This is a genomic window from Paenibacillus sp. FSL R5-0407 (genome assembly GCF_038009185.1).
GTDB lineage: Bacteria > Bacillota > Bacilli > Paenibacillales > Paenibacillaceae > Fontibacillus > Fontibacillus vini.
In genome coordinates this window covers 565177-583965 of the sequence record NZ_JBBPAX010000001.1, presented here as the reverse complement: position 1 = coordinate 583965, position 18789 = coordinate 565177, and the positions used below count along the sequence as shown (strand labels likewise).

Sequence of the window (18789 nt, the reverse complement as noted above, 5' to 3'; positions counted from 1 at the left end):
CTGAATTCAAGATTCGATGTCGAATTTGCAACCTGAAGTACTTCGTGATCAAAAGATGACTATTTGAACAACCTCTAATAGGCTCTGGCAAAAACAACCGTGTGCCGCGCTTCTTCCCCACACACCAGACAAGTCGTTTTGGTAACCTCCGGATCAAACGGAATGTTCCGGCTTGTAGCGCCCGTTTCTTCCTTCACATGACGCTCGCACGCTTCGGAGCCGCACCAGCCGGCGAGTGTAAAGCCGCGCTTCTCTTCGATGCTTGCTTTCATTTCATCCAATGTATCTACGGAATAGAAGTGTTCCTCCCGGAACGCTTTGGCGCGTTCAAACATTTCCTGATGCACCTGATCCAGCATGGATTTCACTTCTTCCACCAGGTTCTCCTGGGATATTACCTTTTTCTCTCCGCTGATTCGGGATACAAGCACGCAAACCCCGTTCTCCATATCGCGTGGTCCGATTTCCAGACGAACCGGAACGCCGCGCATTTCGTATTCATTGAACTTCCAGCCCGGACGGACATCCGCACGGTCGTCAATCCCGACGCGAACGCCGGATTTTTTCAATTCGGCAAACAGTTCGTCTGCCCGGCCTACAACGGCATCCCGGGTTTTAGGAGGGCCGATCGGAATGATCATGACCTGCTTCGGTGCCACTTTAGGCGGCAAAGCCAGGCCGCGGTCATCGCCATGAACCATGATCAGCGAGCCGATCAACCGGGTGCTGACACCCCAAGATGTCGTATGCACATACTCGCGGATATTTTCACGGTTCAAATATTGGATATCGAATGCGGTCGCAAAGTTCGTACCGAGATAATGCGAAGTTCCCGCTTGAACGGCACGACCGTCTTTCATCATCGCTTCGATCGAATACGTATCCACTGCGCCGGCGAATTTCTCCGAAGGCGTCTTCTGGCCAACAATTACCGGAATCGCTAAATAGTTCTCTACGAAATCGCGATAAATTTCCAGCATCCGCATCGTTTCTTCGCGGGCATCCTTTTCGTCCTCATGCGCGGTATGACCTTCCTGCCAAAGGAATTCGCTCGTGCGCAGGAACGGCAATGTCCGTTTCTCCCAACGAACCACGTTGGCCCATTGGTTGATCAATACCGGCAAATCACGATAAGACTGAATCCATTTCTCATACATATGCCCGATCATGGTTTCCGAAGTCGGACGGATCGCCAAACGTTCCTCCAGCTTTTCGCCAGCCGCTTCGGTTACCCAAGGAAGCTCCGGGTTGAAGCCCTCGACATGTTCTTTTTCCTTCTGGAAAAAGCTCTCGGGAATAAACAACGGGAAGTAGGCATTGCGGTGGCCCGTTTCTTTAAAACGGCGATCCAGCTCCGCCTGGATATGTTCCCAAATTTCATACCCGTCCGGTTTGAAAACGATGCATCCGCGTACAGGCGAATAGTCCATCAAATCCGCCTTCTTGATTACATCAATATACCAGCGTGAAAAATCTTCTCCTTGCGGAGTAATTTCCGTAACAAATTGTTTCTCCTCGTTAGCCATTAAACCCTAGTCCTCCCGTAATTAGCCTATCAATCGCAAAATATCATTATAAGTGACCGCAATCATCAGCAAGAACAGCATCGCAAACCCGATAAAATGCACAAGCCCCTCGCGGTTCGGATCCACCGGTTTGCCCCGCAAGGCTTCAACCCCCAGGAACACAAGCCGGCTTCCATCCAGCGCAGGAATCGGCAGCAGATTGAATATCCCCAGATATAGACTAAGAATAGCCGCCCAGTAGGTCAACTGTGAAATTCCTTGCTTCGCGATTTGCCCGGTAACTTCAAAAGTGCGCACCGGACCGCCTAAATCATCCATCGAGAATTTATTGATCAGCTGCTGAAAGCCGAGAAATATCGCTTTGGTCGTGTAAACCATATCTTTGCCTGCCACGGTGAACGTTTCTCCAAACGAAGCGCTCCGCGTAGGGAAATAAGTAACGATTGTGCTTCCGACCTTGCCGCCTTCTTCCTTATCCACTGAACGTGGGGTCAGCGTAATCGCCAGGGTCTGATCTCCCCGTTTAACCGTCCATTCCATCGGCTTGTCCTTGGATGCTTTGATCATGTCGATCAAACCGTTCGCATCGGTACCGACCGGCTTTCCGTTCACCGATTCGATAATATCACCCTGTTGAACGCCAGCCTCTTGAGCCGGCATGCCTTTCATTACTTCGCCGATTTGCAAATGACTAGGCTCCGCAAGCGGAATACCGGCCATCTGCGTATGCAGCGCGAAGAGTACGAAGGCGAGAATAAAGTTCATCAGCGGGCCTGCAAAAATAGACAGGGCACGCTGGCCCACCGTTTTGCTGCCATATTGGCGGTCCTTCGGGGCGATTTGGGTTTCTTTGCCCTTCGCCACCAGCATCGCTTGCGGATGCACGCGATAGTTTAACTCTTCTCCGTCGACATCCAGCTTGACGATGAGCCGGTCTTCCAGATCTACATCGCTCACTTCGCCGCGGATTACATTTTTCCGGCTATCAAGACGATCCAGATATATTTTTCGGACTTCTTCGCCATCCAGCCTTAACGCTACGGTTTGCCCGTTCGAAATCTGGACTAGCTCCGGATCTTCCCCGGCCATCCGGGCATACCCGCCGAAGGGCAGCAGCCGAAGGGTAAATTGCGTCTCATCCCTTTTGTAAGAGAACAGTTTGGGACCGAAGCCGATCGCAAACTCCCTTACGAGAATTCCGGCGCGCTTGGCAAAGAAATAATGTCCCCACTCATGCACCGTAACTATCACGAAAAACATGAGAACAGTCAAAAATATAATTTTAAGCAATTCCAATCGTAAGCATCCTCCTTTTGGCCACGGATCGTCCAACGTTCTTTTAGATTATCATTATTCTCCGATCAGGTACAAGAGAATACCGGGATGGAACTTTTCCGCTCCGAAAGAAAAAATACTCCTCGGGACTTACAAAGACCGCGCTGTTTCGCGGGCCCACCGGTCGGCTTCTTTGATAGCTTCCAGATCCGGTTCAGCCTGAACCTCATGTCTGGACAGAACACTTTCGATAATATGTTCAATTTGCAAAAAAGAGATCTCTCTGTTCAAAAACCGGGCTACGGCGACTTCATTAGCCGCATTGTATACGCTAGTTGCCGTTCCTCCTATTTTACCACATTCGAAGGCCAGTCTTAAACAAGGATAACGTACCATATCCATTTCGCGAAAATGAAGCTTGCCCACTTCGGCCAAGGACAGCCGTTTGGTGCTTGAAGTCCAACGCTCCGGATAGCTAAGCGCGTATTGGATCGGCACACGCATATCCGGCGTACCGAGCTGAGCGATCACGCTCCCGTCACGATACTCAACGAAAGAGTGGACGATGCTTTCCGGGTGCAGTAGAACGCCGATCTGTTCGAAGCTCATCCCGAACAACCAGCGGGCCTCAATCACTTCCAATCCTTTGTTGACCATCGTGGCCGAATCGATCGTTATTTTGGCACCCATGGACCAGTTCGGATGCTTAAGAGCATCCTCAACGGTGACATGCTGTAGCTGATCCCTGCTCAAATCACGGAAGGAGCCTCCGGATGCCGTGAGCGTAATCCGCTCCACATCTTCCATCCGTTCACCATTAAGACATTGAAAAATCGCGGAATGTTCGCTGTCCACGGGCAACAGGGATACTCCCTTTTTTTTGGCCAATCCGGTTACGAGATGACCCGCAGTCACCAGCGTTTCTTTGTTAGCCAGTCCAATATGTTTGCCTTCGGAAATCGCAGCCAATGTAGCCGGCAACCCCGCACTCCCTACAATCGCAGTAACGACCGTTTCCGCTTCGGTTCCGGCAGCTACCTCGATTAGTCCCTCTTCTCCGTAATACAACTCCACTCCCGACGGTATCAAGGGGCGGACCCGATCCGCAATTTCTTTAGTCGAGACGGAAGCTTTTTTCGGACGGAACTTGTTTACCTGCTCCACGAAGAGATCGGCATTGGAACCTGCAGCCAGCCCTTCCACCTCAAACTGATCAGCATGCTGAGTTATGACATCGAGGGTCTGGGTACCGACGGAGCCGGTCGAGCCGATGATTGCTAGTTTTTTCATTACGCGCACCTCTCACCTCAATAATTTCAGAACACCGGAAGTAAAGATAATATATGTACAAACGGAAAAACGGCGATCCAACTATCGCAGCGATCCAGAATACCGCCATGACCGGGCAGCAAATTACCGGAATCCTTTATGCCGTACACCCGTTTGTAAGCCGATTGGATTAAGTCGCCCATCTGACCCACTACAGCAGCCGACACGCCAAGAATAAGCGCTCTTCCAATCGTGAGCAGGCCACCGGAAGCCAATGCAAAAATAACGGCGACGATAACCGCGCATATGATGCCTCCAATCGCGCCTTCCACAGTCTTATTAGGGCTGATTGCAGGCCACAACTTGTTCTTGCCGAATCTCCGGCCCACAAAATAAGCACCGGCATCGCTGCTCCAGATCGAAGCAAGCATCAGGAAGGTCCAAAACAGTCCATGCCCATCCGCAGTACTTCGCGTATCAGCAAGATAAGCAAATCCCACGCCGACGTAAACCATGCCAAGAAACAGCAGTGCAACTTGTCCGATCGGAATCCCGTTTTTGGAAACAACGGTAACGACAAGAAACAGCAGCATCAGCAGCCAGAATACCGACAGTAAGTTCAGCGGCATGTCCAGTCCGAGCAGCTTCCACGGAAACACGACGTATAGTACGCCCAGATACCCGATCACAGCGGTGCCGCCAAAAGCCGGAGTCTTCGTCATACGCACGAATTCATAAAATCCGATCAAGGCCATGACCAAGACAAGCCCATGATACCAAATCCCTCCTGCCAGACAGAGCCCGAGGAATCCGCCTCCGGCTATAATTCCAGTTATCAACCGTTGTTTCAACTGTCTACACCTTCCATCCCGCTAGGATAATCCGCCATACCGCCGAGTTCGTCTTTGATACTCCGTTACCGCAGCAAACAATTGCTCGCGTCCGAATTCAGGCCAGTACAGATCCGTAAACCATAGTTCGCTATATGCCGTTTGCCATAACATAAAATTACTGAGCCGCAGCTCGCCGCCGGTCCGAATGAGCAAATCAGGGTCAGGTAATCCGCCGGTCAAGAGGCCGGAACCGATCATATCCTGAGTAATTTCCTCGGGCTGGATTTTGCCATCTTTCACATCGCGGGCAAGTTCTTTGACGCATTCCGTGATTTCCCGGTGGCTTCCATAGTTGAGCGCAAAATTCAAAATAAGTCCCGTATTGTTTTTGGTCCGCTCAATGGCTTCTTCCATGGCGGAAATCGTATGCTCCGGAAGTTCCTCGGTATGTCCCATCATCCGGACCTGAACGTTTTTCTGTATCAATTCCTCGAGTTCCAGTGCCAAAAATTCTTGGGGAAGCGACATCAAAAAGTCGACCTCATCCTTTGGCCGTTTCCAGTTCTCTGTCGAAAAGGCATAAAGCGTCAAGACGGAAATTCCAAGCTCATCCGCCGCAATCGTTGCCCGTTTAACAGCCTTCATTCCGTTCCGGTGACCGACGATACGCGGCAAGCCGAGCTTGCGCGCCCAACGGCCGTTGCCGTCCATAATAATAGCGACATGCTTAGGGATATTATCGCTGTCAGGCACAGATACAGACACAGAGCCATTCCCTTTTTTTCGCCAGAACCCAAAAACATTTTTCATTGCTCTTCCTCCAGCCGGTGATGAAAAAGAGACAAAACCCCACCGTAAAAGGAGGGGCCGCAATATGTCTCTTAAACTTCCATGATCTCTTTTTCTTTCGCAGCAAGCACTTTATCCACTTCCGCGATAAATTTATCGGTCGTTTTTTGGATATCTTCCTGATGTCTGCGCGATTCGTCTTCAGAGATGTCGGTTTTCTCCAACTTTTTGATATCGTCGTTCGCATCGCGGCGAATGTTGCGGATCGCTACTTTCGCCTCTTCTCCGAACTTCTTCGTCATTTTCACAAGTTCCAAACGACGCTCTTCCGTCAAAGCCGGAATGGAGAGTCGGATCGACGTCCCGTCGTTGGCAGGTGTCAAGCCCAGGTCGGACTTTTGGATCGCCCGCTCGATATCGGCCAAGGACGATTTGTCCCAAGGCTGAATCATAAGGGTGCGGGTATCCGGTGTATTAATGTTGGCAAGCTGATTTACCGGAGTCGGAGAACCGTAGTAATCCACTTGAATCCGATCAAGCAGAGAAGGCGTGGCTCTTCCGGCCCGAAGCGTAGCAAGATCTCGTTTAAGTGCCTGGATCGCTTTATCCATGCGTTCTTCGGCATGAGTTTTGATACTTTGCGGCATTTAATCTACACTCCCTTTGACAATCGTCCCGATCTTCTCGCCCAGAACGACACGTTTGATATTCCCTTGTTCCGTAATGGCAAATACAATCAGCGGGATGTTATTGTCCATGCACAGCGACGATGCTGTCGAATCCATAACACCCAGGTTTTTGTTAAGCACTTCTAAGTAAGTGAGCATTTCGTATTTCTCCGCAGTCGGGTCGACAAAAGGATCCGCCGAATAAACCCCGTCTACTTTGTTCTTCGCCATCAAAATTACTTCTGCTTCGATTTCCGCTGCGCGCAGCGCGGCGGTCGTATCGGTAGAGAAGAACGGATTTCCCGTACCGGCGGCAAAGATCACGACTCTGCCCTTTTCCAAATGACGGATAGCCCGGCGGCGAATGTACGGCTCGGCGATTTGCTGCATTGCGATGGAGGTTTGCACCCGTGTAGGGACCTCGATTTGTTCGAGCGCGTCCTGCAAAGCCAGCGAATTCATAACCGTGGCCAGCATCCCCATATAGTCTGCAGTTGCGCGGTCAATCCCTTTGGCGCTGCCTGCAATGCCCCGCCAAATGTTACCGCCTCCGCATACGATGGCGACTTGAACTCCGAGCTCAACGACTTCTTTCACCTGCTGGGCGATCGACGAAATCGTCTCGGCATCGATACCGTACCCATTTTGCCCGGCCAGCGATTCACCGCTAACCTTCAAGACAACACGTTTAAAAACTGGCTGTTTCAATTGTATACCTCCACTATAGACCCCCTACTGAAATAAGCTATGCGGGTGTCAGGTTAAAAAAGAAGGAACACGGCGTGTTCCAACTTTTCAGACATTCAATTATATGATGGTTCTAACTTGTTAATCTTATTGTCTAACTTGAGCCATAACTTCTTCAACGAAGTTATCCACTTTTTTCTCCATGCCTTCGCCCAGTTCATAACGAACGAAACGACGGATCGAGATGTTCTCGCCGATAGCGCTGATCTTCTCATTAACCAATGCGGAGATCGTTTTGTCAGGGTCTTTCACGAAGGATTGCTCAAGCAAGCAGAACTCTTCGTAGTACTTGCTGATACGGCCTTCAACCATTTTTTCAACGATTTTCTCAGGCTTGCCTTCGTTAAGCGCTTGAGCCTTCAAAATTTCCTTCTCTTTTTCCACTTCTTCTTGCGGAACTTCTTCACGACGTACATAACGTGGGCTCATAGCCGCGATATGCATTGCGATGTCACGAGCGAAATCTTTGAACTGATCTGTCTTCGCAACGAAGTCAGTTTCGCAGTTGATTTCAACCAGTACGCCGATCCGGCCGCCGGCATGGATGTAGGATTCTACAACGCCTTCCGTAGCGATACGTCCAGCTTTGTTCGCTGCAGCGGAAAGACCTTTTTCACGAAGAATCTCAATCGCTTTCGTCAAATCTCCGTTTGCTTCTTCAAGTGCTTTTTTGCAATCCAACATACCCGCACCTGTTTTTTCACGCAGTTCTTTTACAGATTTAGCATCAACAGCCATGTTTATATTACCTCCACAATAAGATTGGATAACTTTCACTTTAAAATATCTCTTAAAAAAAGGGTAGTGAGAGGTTTGACACCTACCAACCACCCTTTTTAATTTAATTCTATCGGTATTGTTTCAATATTAAGCCGTAGTTTGCTCGCCTTGGTTCGCTTCGATTACAGCGTCAGCCATTTTGCTGGTGAGCAGTTTAACCGCGCGGATCGCGTCATCGTTACCAGGAATCACGTAGTCGATTTCGTCCGGATCGCAGTTGGTATCAACGATACCTACGATTGGGATACCCAATTTGCGGGCTTCAGCAACCGCGATGCGTTCTTTGCGAGGATCGATGATGAACAGAGCGCTTGGCAAGCCCTTCATGTTCTTGATTCCGCCCAGGAATTTCTCGAGACGATCTTTTTCTTTGCGAAGAATGATAACTTCTTTCTTAGGCAAGACAGCGAAAGTACCGTCTTCTTCCCAAGATTCCAATTGCTTCAAACGGTCGATCCGTTTTTGAATCGTTTGGAAGTTGGTCAGCGTACCGCCGAGCCAGCGTTGGTTAATGTAGAATTGACCAGCGCGTTCTGCTTCTTCCTTCACGGAGTCTTGAGCTTGTTTCTTCGTGCCTACGAAAAGAATGGTGCCATTCTCTTCAGCTACGCTTTTAACGAAGTTATAAGCTTCTTCAACTTTCTTGACCGTTTTTTGCAGGTCGATAATGTAAATTCCGTTTCTTTCAGTGAAGATATAACGATCCATTTTCGGGTTCCAACGACGAGTCTGGTGTCCGAAGTGAACGCCTGCTTCAAGCAGTTGTTTCATGGAGATTACTGCCATCTTCACGCACCTCCTAAGTTTGGTTTTTTTGATGCTTCCTCCGCCGGCCTCATCTTCCGTCAAGACTCTCATTATGAGAGCACCCTTGATGAAATCGGTCAGCGTGCGTTATAACACCGTCAATTAATATACCATAAGTAAATACACGATGCAACCAAGTTTGCGGCTTGGACGCCAAAAAGCGAGAAGATCTCCAATTAAGAAACAAAAAAAGCCCCTATTCAGGAGCTCGCTGTATCCAAACCACAATATTTTCTCTTTATTTTACGGTACTTGAAATCTTGGAAATAATGGAGCTGAAATCTTCACCTTGTTCAAAGGTAAAGGTACCTGTACGCACTTTGTAATTGATCTTCTTGTCTTTCGCAGCCTGCAAGAAGGCTTCCTTGTCACTGATCACGCCTGCCTTGAGCAAACCCTCCGCCACGCCGGTCAGCGTGCTGCCGTGGGAGATCTTGTAGGTCACCGTGGCTTTGTCAGGCTCCTTCGGAGATGCCGGAGAGGTCGTTTCAGGGACGGAGACAGCGCCTTTTCCCCCCGGTAAATCAGGATCGTCAGGGGCGCCCGGTGTGTTCGGCGCATCGGGATTTGAAGGATCCAAGGGATCTTCCGATTCGATTCCTTCATCCAATCCTGCTTGCTCTTGCTCAGCCTTCTCCTGCCACTCTTCCTCGGTCAATAGTTCCTGATCGGCCGAGACAACCTTCAAATTCAATGCGGCTGCCGCCTGCTCGATCTGTTCCTTTGTTTGCAGCTTACCGTTTGGCCCCTGGCCGATCATCATAATCTGCAACAGCAACGCGCCTACGATCAGACCGATGCCAAGACCTGTCATAAATTGACGATTGCGGATCATCGGGATTCCTCCCTCTTGGCAAGCTGAAGAATAAGCTGAACTTCCCCGCGTTGGAGACCTGTGCTTTTGGCGATCGTATCCACGGATTTCCCCTTTGCATACAAATCAAACAGCTCCGGGTACCGGTCGCGAACGGACTCGGTCAACTCCGGCTCGAGCGTGTCCGGCTGGGAAGGTTCCGGTTGAGCGGTTGCGGGAATGATAGATTCAGCGAGCCCGGACACCTGGGAAGCGGCGACACCGGGAAGTCCTTCCGCAACATTATACGGTGCACCAGCAACTTCAGGCTTCCAGGTTGTCGAGTCAATATCCGAAGAAATCTTACCCTGAACAGCCGCCGTAACCTGCTCGTCCTGTTCCAATTGCTCCAGCCGGGAAGCATTAGACCTGGATGTAAACTCCACATCCGCCAAACGCTGGCGCAGCTCGGCAATCTGCTCTTGATGGGCCAGCTGTTTTGAAGTAAAATCCTGCTTCATCTGAGCTACAAGGTCGATCAATTCCTCATTCTCTCTCTCGATCTCGGCCATATACTGCTCCAGCGTAGCTTCAAATCCGTCCGAAACTCCAGGCTTAGAGCTCGCAGCAGGACTTCGTCCCGGCAGAAGCAATGCATAGACAAGCGCCGCCGCCCCCAAAAGTACAATATAAAACCATGGATCTCCAAATGACAATGTAATCCTCACCTTTTGCTGTAAAAATGCGTGTTCAAAAAGTCAGGTTTTCAGGACCGAAGCGTATGCTTTCGAAGTGCGTTTTTGTAAAACGCTTTAGGTCGGATGAAGTTAGGGACTGAGTAGCGGAGCTAAACGTTTTCGTAGAAAACGACTTCGTAAGCATTTGCTCATGGGGTACGTGAGCAACGGAAGGCCCGGCTGAATTCAAGATTCGACGTCGAATCCGCTTCATGATCTACTTCGTCGTGGAAAGATGACTTTTTGAACAACCTCTAAAATAAATAGTCTAAAGGGACAAGTCGATATGTTTCCCCTTATACGGATGATCAGCCGGCTGTTGTTCCTTCTCCTGTGCCGCCTGTTTCTCTTCTGGTGAAGCTTGGCCCTGGCGTTGATTACCCGAGGAAGAACTGTCCTCCCGTTTTATTGTCCTGTTGTGCGCGCTTTCGTCAACATTCGAACTCCGGTGACGGTCGAGCTCGCGTTCCTTCATGTTCGCCGTGGATAATAAACTTTGATCGATCTGAGGTCTTTGCTGCGCTTCTTGCTGAATACGTCCAACTTCCTGGGTCCGGGGAACGGCGATTTGCAATTCAACAGCTTTCAAATCCATACGATCACCTCATCATTCAATCGACATAAGGTTCTATACGTAAGCCGACATAGTAATATCACCTTCGCTGAAATAAAAGGACATGCGTGAAATCGGTTCTTTAATGTATTTGGTATACCGGCCAATAACGATTTTTGAACCGCCGTATATCATTTTCAGGACATCCACCTGAGCTTTTCCGGTATCTTCCAACGCCTTTTCAATATTAAGCATCCGGTCTTTCAGGTCGTTCATTTCCTGGATATGCAATTTTTTGGTCAATCCCAGTTTTGAGCGCATCTCTACCTTATCCGGAGTCAATTTGCCCAAAGAAGCGAGTTGGTCCAACAGAGTCAGGGCCTTTTCGGACTTGTCCAAGTTTGCCATAATTTCTTTGACTTGCTGACGTAGTTCCATCAATTCATTTCGAAGCTCGGGCAGCACGCCGACCTCAATCGATGTCGTCGTCGACATCGGATTCCCGATAATTCGTGCAGTCACTTTTTCGCCGGCTTGAATGCTGCCGCCTACGATTAAGCCTTTGGTTCCGCTGCAAATGACGTCTTTTCCTGCACGGATATTGGAATGCATGATACTTTGGGTCACTACTACATTTTCACCCGCCAGCACGTTGCCGTCCTGGATGAAAGAACTCTTGATATTTTGTCCGGCTTTGACCAAGCCTTTGTTATAACCGATGATTCCGCCGGTAATCTCGATAGAACCTTCCGCATACAATTCGGCCCCTTCTACGCCGCCAACAACACGAATATCCCCGGCCGCACTGACTTTGAAACCGGTCAGAACATTGCCGCGGATGACGACGGTACCTACAAAATCAATATTTCCCGTACTGTAATCGACATCACCGTTAACCTCGTAGACAGGAAACACATTCAACTTTCCTTTGTCCGTCTGGGTAACCAACCCGTCGATGGCCGCGTACATAGCGGTTTGCTCGGGATTCAACACCACATTTTTGCCGACCTTGAATCTGGCGTCTTTTCCCGCTTTATTAGGAATGGCTTCACCGGTTACTGCCGTTCCGGGCCGACCGGGAAGCGGAGGAACTAATTCGGCGATTAACTGCCCTTTCCGGACATTATTAAGACGACTAACCTCTTTGTAATCCACTTTGCCGTCATCGGTTTCCAAAGGCTTAAATCTGACATCATCCATAGGAACCGCATAACGAATTGAACCATCTTCCCCTTGCTGAGGTTCTACGCCGATCGCAATCGGCGTTTTGCTGAAGAAGTATTCTCTCGGATTGATGGCAAACCGTTTCACGATATCTTCCTGAATTCCATATTTAATGCCCTGGGAATTCAGAAACTGATGGAGCGCATCCATAGTACAGGAGAAGTCCTCTTCTTTTTTCATAAATTGCAAGTAGGCTACTGTCTTGTCGTCATTTAAAGTGATACTCAGGATTTGCCCCAAATCATCCGTAAATTGCATGAGTCGTTCCTCCTTCCATCTACTTGTAAGAAAATGAGCTCCTCTAATCCTCCCGCATAAGCAGGTCGCGGTGCTTTTCCAAACTGCCGCGCAGCCGCAGTATTGCCTTGGAATGCAATTGGGAGATCCGTGAAGGCGATAAAGACATCACTTCTGCGATTTCACTCAGCGATAAATCTTCATAATATAACAGAGACACGACCGTGCGTTCCTTCTCCGTCAATTTTTCAATCCCTTTGGCAAGTGATTCACGCAAATAAAACTCCTGCACTTTATAGTCGGGATTCTTTGCTTTATCGTCAACAAGCATGGACAGCCGTGTCTCCGATTCTTCTTCCCGGATCGGATCTTCCAGTGAGCAGAGCGTCATAACCGCGACTTCCTGGAGCATGTTCTGAAATTCCTTCTCGCTGATGTTCAAGTGCTCGCTCATTTCCATATCCGTGACAGTCCGAAGATACTGCTGTTCGAGCTGCTGGTATCCTTCTTCAATTTTTTTGGCTTTCTCTCTTACGGAACGGGGAACCCAGTCCCCCTGGCGCAGTCCGTCCAAGATCGCTCCTCTAACTCTCCACGAAGCATATGTTTCAAACTGTAGTCCGCGTTTATAATCGAATTTCTCGACAGCGTCAATCAGCCCCATAACTCCGTTGCTGGATAAATCATCTTTGGAAACATTCTTGGGCAGACCGACCGCCAGACGTCCCGAAACGTAGTCGACAATATGCAGATACTTCTCGATAAGTTGTTTCTTGGCCTCTAAATCACCGTGTTCCTTCCATCTTTCCCAAACATCGGCGTAATTCAGAGGGGATGTCTTCCGCTCGTTCAATTGCCTTCACCCTCCTTATTTTTCTGTCAGGTGACGAACGACCTTAGCCAGCTCTTCAGGATCTTTGTCGTCAAGTGTTTTAACTAATTTAGGCGGATGGAGTGGTGTAAACTCGTGAGCCTGTGATTGCGACTGGTTGTCCGGCGACTGCTTCAATAATTCGTTCAATTCCTCGCTTTGATCCGGCGTCGTAAAATCGAGGCTGTTTCCTTTGTCTAACTCTTGCACTTGCTCTTGTTCCTGCAGCGCTGCAGAAAGATCACTGGCATCCGAACGGACGTCCTGCTCCTTCAAAAAGCCGAAGACCCAGCTTCCCGCGAAACTCAGGAAAAACCAAGCTGCAAATCCGATAAGTCCCCGGATAAAACTGGTCATAAACAGATTATTCCCGGCCGAAACGGCAAAAGTAATTAAGAATCCGATAAATCCAATAAGAAGAAAGTACCTGAATTTTCCTGACATAGCTACAATTCCTTTATACCCATTTGTACACTGCGTATGAATAATATACCCGTTTCACAGTCGAGTTCGATCGTTCTTCCGTAATTTCCCCCCGTATCTTCGGCAAGGAGCGGAATGCCGAGCTGCGACAGCATCGCTTTGCAGGATTCCACATTTCTTGGACCGATCCGCATCGAGTCTCCGGTTCCGGCAAAGGTAAACATTTGCGATCCCCCTGCCATTTTGGCAACCAGTCGACTTTGCGAGGCGCCGAGCGCCTTTAGCTTGTTAACCAGCTCCGGGACTGCCGTGTCGGCATACTTGGCAATGTTCAACGCACCTTCCCGCGCGATTGAGGACGAAGGGAGCATGACATGAGCAAGGCCGGCCAGCTTGAGCAATGGATCAAATAATGTTACCCCTACACATGATCCAAGCCCCGTTGTGCGGATTAACCCCTGTCCGCGAATCACATTCAGGTCCGCCATGCCAACCTTAACGATATGCTGCTCATCAATCATGGCTCATTGGCACTCCCAAAGCAGCGAAAATTTTTGCAAAGGACTCGGGGTCTGGAATCAGGAAAAACTGTCCTTCCACTTCATGCTTGCCTTCAATGAAGGTCGTATCAATCAGCATGGCGGAATCGCCCATTTCTCCAAATTGCAGCAGCCCATAGCTTAGTATTGCTCCCGCCATATCCATCGCAAGCGCTGGAACGGTTGGGGTCATTGAAAGCGAGGTGAAATCGGCAAGGGAAGAAATATAGGACCCGGCCAATATATTTCCGATCTCCGAGATCGCAGACCATTCCATTTCGGAAAAGCTGTCCCCGCTTTCGACTTCGATGCCTGCAAGGCGATGCAAGAGCTTCTTGGCCGCCTCCGGGCTAAGAATAAAGAATAAATTGCCCGGCGTATCCCCTTCGACCCGGAAAAAGACGGCAAGCACGATCTTCTCGGCTCCGCCTACCCGCTCAGCAATCGCTTCGAACGGCAGCATCTGAACTTTAGGAACCGCCATGTCAATCGGCTTATCCAGCAGTCTGGAGAGTGCGGTGGCCGCGTTTCCAGCGCCGATATTGCCGACCTCCTTCAACACGTCCATTTTGAATTCCTCAAAGTCCTTAAACAGATCCACCGGTTATCCCTCTAAACTTTCCAATTGAATAATTTCACTGCGGTTCAGTACTTCTGATAAATTCAGCATTACAAGCAGACGTTCGTCGGAAAGACGCGCCACCCCTTGCAAATACTTCGCTTTGACGCCTCCGACCACATCGGGAGGAGAATCGATAGAGTCCGAATTCAAGTCGATGACATCATTCGCCGAATCGACGATAAACCCAACCTCCATCTCATTGGCCGCCACGATAATAATCCGTGTTTGATCGCTATGCTCTGCTTCCGGCAGGCCAAAACGTCCGCGTAAATCAATGACCGGAATAACGACGCCGCGCAGATTGATTACGCCTTTGACAAAAGAAAAAGTCTTGGGCACACGGGTAATCGGCATCATGCGTTCGATCGTTTGAACCTTGTCCACTTCGATGCCGTATTCTTCTTGCCCCAGTTTAAAAACGATGACTTTAATTTCCTCTCCCATGGGGATCCCTCCTTATTGGTCCCGGCTTAAGTTTGCGCAGCCGGGTTGAAAAGCAGCTTTATTTAATGAAAGCATTCGGATCTATAATCAAAGCGACTTGCCCATCCCCTAGAATGGTAGCACCGGCTACACCTTGAACAGGAGGCAGATACTTACCCAGGTTCTTGATTACAATTTCGTTCTGACCGATAAAGTCCTCAACCGTCAGAGCTGCAAGCCTGTCCCCCTTGCGGACGACAACGATTTCCGTCTCTTCTTCGGACTTCTCATCGAAGTCCCGTACATCAAACAGCTCGGCTAATGACATTAGCGGGATATGGGAATCACGGTACGGGATCATCGTGTAGCCGTGAACCTTACGAATTTGCTCCCGTCTGATAAGTCCCGTTTCCACGATGGAGGACAATGGAATCGCATATTTCTCAGATCCGACCTTGATCAACATCGCTGAAATGATCGACAGCGTCAATGGGAGCTGAACCGAAAACTTCGTGCCCTTTCCAAGCTTGGAATCTACCGAGACAACTCCGCTGAGCGACTCGATTTTTGTTTTAACTACATCAAGTCCTACGCCGCGGCCGGAGATATCGGAGATCACTTCTGCCGTACTGAAGCCCGGAGCAAACAATAACATAAATACCTGCTCATCGGTCAGGGTACTGGCTTCGCTCTCAGTAACAACGCCGTTCTTCAAAGCCTTCGCAAGCACTTTGTCGCGATCGATGCCGTGGCCGTCATCCTCGATTTCGATAAATACGTGGTTTCCGCTGTGGAACGCGCGCAATTCCACTGTTCCGGTTTCCGGTTTGCCCGCAGCAATCCGTTCTTCCAAAGGCTCTACGCCATGGTCCACGGCGTTCCGCAGCAGATGGACCAGAGGGTCCCCGATTTCATCGATCACGGTCCGGTCGAGTTCAGTTTCGGCCCCGACGATGATCAGATCGATTTTTTTGTCCAGCGATTTGGCCAAATCCCGAATCATCCGCGGGAAACGGTTGAATACGGAGTCGATTTGAACCATCCGCAGCTTCAGGACAATGTTTTGTAAATCGCTGCTGACCCGGCTCATATGCTCCACGGTTTCGGTCAGATCGGAGCGTTTCACTTCATAAGCCAGCTGTTCAAGGCGGGATCGGTCAATCAGAAGCTCACTGAACAAATTCATCAGTACATCCAGGCGATCGATATCGACCCGAATCGTTCTGGAAGGTGCTGCCGACACGGCGGAAGGACGGGCGCTCGTTTTGCCTTCTTCCGGCTTGGCTGCTTTACTGCCGGCAGCCGGCTTCTCCGCATTATTCGCAGTCGGCTCGGCAGCTTCTACAGCGACTGAAGCCTCTTTAATTCCTGAATCCAGCTGGCTCAGTGTCTCATGATCCAGCAGCGCTACCTGAGCCGAATCAATCTCGGACAGATTCATAATCATGCCTTGAAGTTCCGCAGCCTCTTTTTGAGTTATGTAATAGAGAGAGAAGCTCCGGTCGAACTGTTCCTGCTCGATTTCCTGGACAGACGGATGCGATTTCACAATTTCCCCGTACCGTTCCAACAGGTCGAACACCAGATAAGCACGAGCGGCTTTCAATTGGCAGTCTTCCCTTACGGCCACTTCGATGTACATTACTTTGTGTCCTTCGGTAATCGATTGCTCGAGGACCGAGTATTGGAATTCATCCAGCCGAATGGCCGCACCGCTTGCAGACGAAGCCTTATCAGCCGCTTTCGCGCCCGATTGTTGCCCGGAAGGCGCTATATCGCCGCGGACAATCGATTGCAAGGAGGCAACGATCGAACTTACATCCTCTTTGCCTTCCCCTCCCTGGGTAATATCTTGAACCATGGATTGCAGAGCATCAAGACTTTGGAACAAGGTATCAAAAATAAAATCCTGCATTTTAAGTTTATCGTTGCGCACCAGATCCAGCACATTTTCCATTTGATGCGTCAGGGAGGACAAGTCCTCGAAGCCCATTGTGGCAGCCATGCCCTTCAGTGTATGGGCGGAGCGGAAGATTACCTGTACGATCCCGAGATCATCAGGACGGTTCTCCAGTTCCAGCATATTTTCGTTTAATGACTGTAAGTGATCATTCGACTCATCGATAAACATGGATAAATATTGGTTCATGTCCATGGTGAGGCACCTCCTTCAAGAGATTCCGTTTATTTCACAACTTGTGCAAGCTTGAAACCAATTTCATGCAACGGCAGTACCTGACTGACGCAGCCCATTTCGATCGCCGAGCGGGGCATTCCGTACACAACGCAGGATTCCTCGCTTTCCGCGATCGTGGAAGTTACACCGGCTTCGTACAGCCGTTTCATGCTTCTGGCTCCATCGCTGCCCATACCGGTAAGGAGTACAATGTGCCGCTTAAGAGTTTGCAAGGGCAGAAGTGAATCATACATGACATCGACAGACGGCCTGTGCCCATTGCGGGGCTCTTGCCCCGTCAGAGACACCTTATAGCTTCCGTCCGAGGCCGGAACTACATTTAAATGATAGCCGCCGGGTGCAACATAAGCGGTACCCGCCTCAAGCCTCATTCCTTCTTCCGCTTCCACCACGTTTAATTCACTCAAACTGTTCAAGCGCTGGGCCAACGATTTGGTAAAATTCGGCGGCATATGCTGCACGATCACGATAGGAGCCGGGAAGTTGGCAGGAAGCTTTTCCAGCACAGCCTTTAACGCTTTGGGACCGCCGGTTGAAGTTCCGATCGCAACCAGGTCGGTGAATTCCGTGCGGGCCGCGGCTTCTTTTGCTCTTTCCCTCTCCCGCGCAGCCTGCTCTAATTCCGCAGCTTGCCTTGACGGCGGTTCGGCCGGACGACGTTGCCCTGGTTTCGCCGTTGCAAGCGTCTCCGCTTTGCTTCGGGTCTTAGGCGAAACCGCCTGGTGCAAATCTTCCTTGTCTACTTTGGCGTCGCTCTGGACGATGGCCGTCCTGCTCTCCGGCCTTGTAGCCGATGCAGCCGGAGCCGGTTTGGCGTCGGTTATAGGTTTCGCCAAAGGCTTGCGGGAAGCCGGAACTTCCTTCGCTTCCGAATTCCGCTTCGGTTGATCTGCCGAAATCCCCCGGTCCAACAAGGACTCCCTGGACTTTCCGGGTTTCCTTTGGGCCGGCGCCGTGCTTAGGCTTGTCAGATGCAAGGCCGAGAAGCCCAGTTCGACCGGAGGCAGCCGCTCCGGAGCTTTGGTCTCCAGCGCAGCCGCCCTAGCCGCCCTTCGCTCCTTAGCCAGCATCGCAACCCTGATTTGCTCCCTGAGCTCTCGTCCCACCTGTTCGATATCATGTGAGCTGGTGGATGCCGAAGGCTTGCGGATAAAATCAAACGCTCCGAGTTCTAGAGCCATAATCGTCTCCCGCATTCCCTGCTCATTGATGCCCGATAGCATAATCACCGGTAAAGGGTGCTGCTCCATAATGTGCTTTAGTGCCTCAAGCCCGTTCATCTCCGGCATTTCGACGTCCATGGTGACAAGGTCCGGCGAGAGCGACTCTATAAGATCAAGCGCTTCCCTTCCGTTCTTGGCGGTACCCTGCACTTGAAATGCCGGATCCTGTTCAATAAGATCGGAAACGATTTTCCGCATAAACGCCGAATCGTCAACTACCATCACCCGATAAGGCATATCTCGTTCCACTCCT

At 50.1% G+C, this 18789-nt stretch carries 20 protein-coding genes; all 20 read right to left on the bottom strand.

Annotated elements, in window-relative coordinates:
* Positions 1-74 precede the first annotated feature (74 nt).
* The 20 genes from proS to cheB all read right to left on the bottom strand — a co-directional run bounded on the left by proS (position 75) and on the right by cheB (position 18773).
* A complete protein-coding gene (proS, locus tag NYE70_RS02910) occupies positions 75-1526 on the bottom strand; it encodes a proline--tRNA ligase (RefSeq protein ID WP_341044938.1) in 1452 nt (483 codons plus the stop codon).
* A 21-nt stretch (positions 1527-1547) separates the two neighbouring features.
* On the bottom strand, positions 1548-2822 hold the full coding sequence (rseP, locus tag NYE70_RS02905) for an RIP metalloprotease RseP (RefSeq protein ID WP_213654149.1): 1275 nt from the start codon (positions 2820-2822) through the stop codon (positions 1548-1550).
* A gap of 129 nt (positions 2823-2951) precedes the next feature.
* Positions 2952-4091 (bottom strand): 1-deoxy-D-xylulose-5-phosphate reductoisomerase, encoded by a 1140-nt coding sequence (locus tag NYE70_RS02900; RefSeq protein ID WP_213654148.1) that lies wholly within the window; start codon positions 4089-4091, stop codon positions 2952-2954.
* A gap of 26 nt (positions 4092-4117) precedes the next feature.
* Positions 4118-4921 (bottom strand): phosphatidate cytidylyltransferase, encoded by an 804-nt coding sequence (locus NYE70_RS02895; protein WP_211021386.1) that lies wholly within the window; start codon positions 4919-4921, stop codon positions 4118-4120.
* 21 nt (positions 4922-4942) lie between these two features.
* Positions 4943-5713: an isoprenyl transferase gene (locus tag NYE70_RS02890; protein ID WP_211021385.1), complete on the bottom strand. Its 771-nt coding sequence runs from the start codon at positions 5711-5713 to the stop codon at positions 4943-4945.
* 71 nt (positions 5714-5784) lie between these two features.
* Complete coding sequence (frr, locus tag NYE70_RS02885; protein WP_211021384.1) at positions 5785-6339, bottom strand: ribosome recycling factor; 555 nt, start codon at positions 6337-6339, stop codon at positions 5785-5787.
* Positions 6340-7068 (bottom strand): UMP kinase, encoded by a 729-nt coding sequence (gene pyrH, locus NYE70_RS02880; protein WP_213654147.1) that lies wholly within the window; start codon positions 7066-7068, stop codon positions 6340-6342.
* A gap of 126 nt (positions 7069-7194) precedes the next feature.
* The gene (gene tsf, locus NYE70_RS02875; RefSeq protein ID WP_211021382.1) at positions 7195-7845 is read right to left on the bottom strand and encodes a translation elongation factor Ts; all 651 of its coding nucleotides are present in this window, start codon (positions 7843-7845) and stop codon (positions 7195-7197) included.
* Positions 7846-7974: 129 nt separating this feature from the next.
* Positions 7975-8673, bottom strand: a complete 699-nt coding sequence (gene rpsB, locus NYE70_RS02870; protein ID WP_211021381.1) for a 30S ribosomal protein S2 — start codon at positions 8671-8673, stop codon at positions 7975-7977.
* A gap of 259 nt (positions 8674-8932) precedes the next feature.
* On the bottom strand, positions 8933-9529 hold the full coding sequence (locus NYE70_RS02865) for a hypothetical protein (RefSeq protein WP_341044937.1): 597 nt from the start codon (positions 9527-9529) through the stop codon (positions 8933-8935).
* Positions 9526-10203 carry a hypothetical protein gene (locus NYE70_RS02860; RefSeq protein WP_213654145.1) on the bottom strand — a complete coding sequence of 226 codons (678 nt, stop codon included), beginning with the start codon at positions 10201-10203 and terminating at the stop codon, positions 9526-9528. Before NYE70_RS02860 ends, NYE70_RS02865 begins: the two co-directional genes overlap by 4 nt.
* Positions 10204-10492: 289 nt before the next feature.
* Positions 10493-10819: a hypothetical protein gene (locus NYE70_RS02855; protein WP_211021378.1), complete on the bottom strand. Its 327-nt coding sequence runs from the start codon at positions 10817-10819 to the stop codon at positions 10493-10495.
* A 33-nt stretch (positions 10820-10852) separates the two neighbouring features.
* Positions 10853-12259, bottom strand: a complete 1407-nt coding sequence (locus tag NYE70_RS02850) for a DUF342 domain-containing protein (RefSeq protein ID WP_211021377.1) — start codon at positions 12257-12259, stop codon at positions 10853-10855.
* 43 nt (positions 12260-12302) lie between these two features.
* Complete coding sequence (locus NYE70_RS02845) at positions 12303-13091, bottom strand: FliA/WhiG family RNA polymerase sigma factor (protein ID WP_211021376.1); 789 nt, start codon at positions 13089-13091, stop codon at positions 12303-12305.
* Positions 13092-13106: 15 nt separating this feature from the next.
* On the bottom strand, positions 13107-13553 hold the full coding sequence (locus NYE70_RS02840; protein ID WP_211021375.1) for a hypothetical protein: 447 nt from the start codon (positions 13551-13553) through the stop codon (positions 13107-13109).
* 2 nt (positions 13554-13555) lie between these two features.
* Positions 13556-14053 (bottom strand): chemotaxis protein CheD, encoded by a 498-nt coding sequence (locus NYE70_RS02835; protein WP_211021374.1) that lies wholly within the window; start codon positions 14051-14053, stop codon positions 13556-13558.
* Entirely contained in the window at positions 14046-14672 is a 627-nt protein-coding gene (locus NYE70_RS02830; protein WP_211021373.1) for a chemotaxis protein CheC, read from the bottom strand. Before NYE70_RS02830 ends, NYE70_RS02835 begins: the two co-directional genes overlap by 8 nt.
* Before the next feature lie 3 nt (positions 14673-14675).
* The gene (locus NYE70_RS02825; protein ID WP_211021372.1) at positions 14676-15137 is read right to left on the bottom strand and encodes a chemotaxis protein CheW; all 462 of its coding nucleotides are present in this window, start codon (positions 15135-15137) and stop codon (positions 14676-14678) included.
* 58 nt (positions 15138-15195) lie between these two features.
* The gene (locus tag NYE70_RS02820; RefSeq protein ID WP_211021371.1) at positions 15196-17271 is read right to left on the bottom strand and encodes a chemotaxis protein CheA; all 2076 of its coding nucleotides are present in this window, start codon (positions 17269-17271) and stop codon (positions 15196-15198) included.
* Positions 17272-17300: 29 nt separating this feature from the next.
* A complete protein-coding gene (cheB, locus tag NYE70_RS02815) occupies positions 17301-18773 on the bottom strand; it encodes a chemotaxis-specific protein-glutamate methyltransferase CheB (RefSeq protein WP_211021370.1) in 1473 nt (490 codons plus the stop codon).
* Positions 18774-18789: the final 16 nt, after the last annotated feature.

Bases quoted from the DNA above. Each gene is read 5' to 3' on its own strand.
- NYE70_RS02865 (WP_341044937.1), bottom strand. From the start codon at position 9,529: ATGATCCGCAATCGTCAATTTATGACAGGTCTTGGCATCGGTCTGATC.
- NYE70_RS02890 (WP_211021385.1), bottom strand. From the start codon at position 5,713: ATGAAAAATGTTTTTGGGTTCTGGCGAAAAAAAGGGAATGGCTCTGTG.
- frr (WP_211021384.1), bottom strand. From the start codon at position 6,339: ATGCCGCAAAGTATCAAAACTCATGCCGAAGAACGCATGGATAAAGCG.
- NYE70_RS02820 (WP_211021371.1), bottom strand. From the start codon at position 17,271: ATGGACATGAACCAATATTTATCCATGTTTATCGATGAGTCGAATGAT.
- proS (WP_341044938.1), bottom strand. From the start codon at position 1,526: ATGGCTAACGAGGAGAAACAATTTGTTACGGAAATTACTCCGCAAGGA.
- NYE70_RS02835 (WP_211021374.1), bottom strand. From the start codon at position 14,053: ATGATTGATGAGCAGCATATCGTTAAGGTTGGCATGGCGGACCTGAAT.
- tsf (WP_211021382.1), bottom strand. From the start codon at position 7,845: ATGGCTGTTGATGCTAAATCTGTAAAAGAACTGCGTGAAAAAACAGGT.
- NYE70_RS02840 (WP_211021375.1), bottom strand. From the start codon at position 13,553: ATGTCAGGAAAATTCAGGTACTTTCTTCTTATTGGATTTATCGGATTC.
- NYE70_RS02825 (WP_211021372.1), bottom strand. From the start codon at position 15,137: ATGGGAGAGGAAATTAAAGTCATCGTTTTTAAACTGGGGCAAGAAGAA.
- rpsB (WP_211021381.1), bottom strand. From the start codon at position 8,673: ATGGCAGTAATCTCCATGAAACAACTGCTTGAAGCAGGCGTTCACTTC.
- cheB (WP_211021370.1), bottom strand. From the start codon at position 18,773: ATGCCTTATCGGGTGATGGTAGTTGACGATTCGGCGTTTATGCGGAAA.
- NYE70_RS02855 (WP_211021378.1), bottom strand. From the start codon at position 10,819: ATGGATTTGAAAGCTGTTGAATTGCAAATCGCCGTTCCCCGGACCCAG.
- NYE70_RS02850 (WP_211021377.1), bottom strand. From the start codon at position 12,259: ATGCAATTTACGGATGATTTGGGGCAAATCCTGAGTATCACTTTAAAT.
- NYE70_RS02900 (WP_213654148.1), bottom strand. From the start codon at position 4,091: ATGAAAAAACTAGCAATCATCGGCTCGACCGGCTCCGTCGGTACCCAG.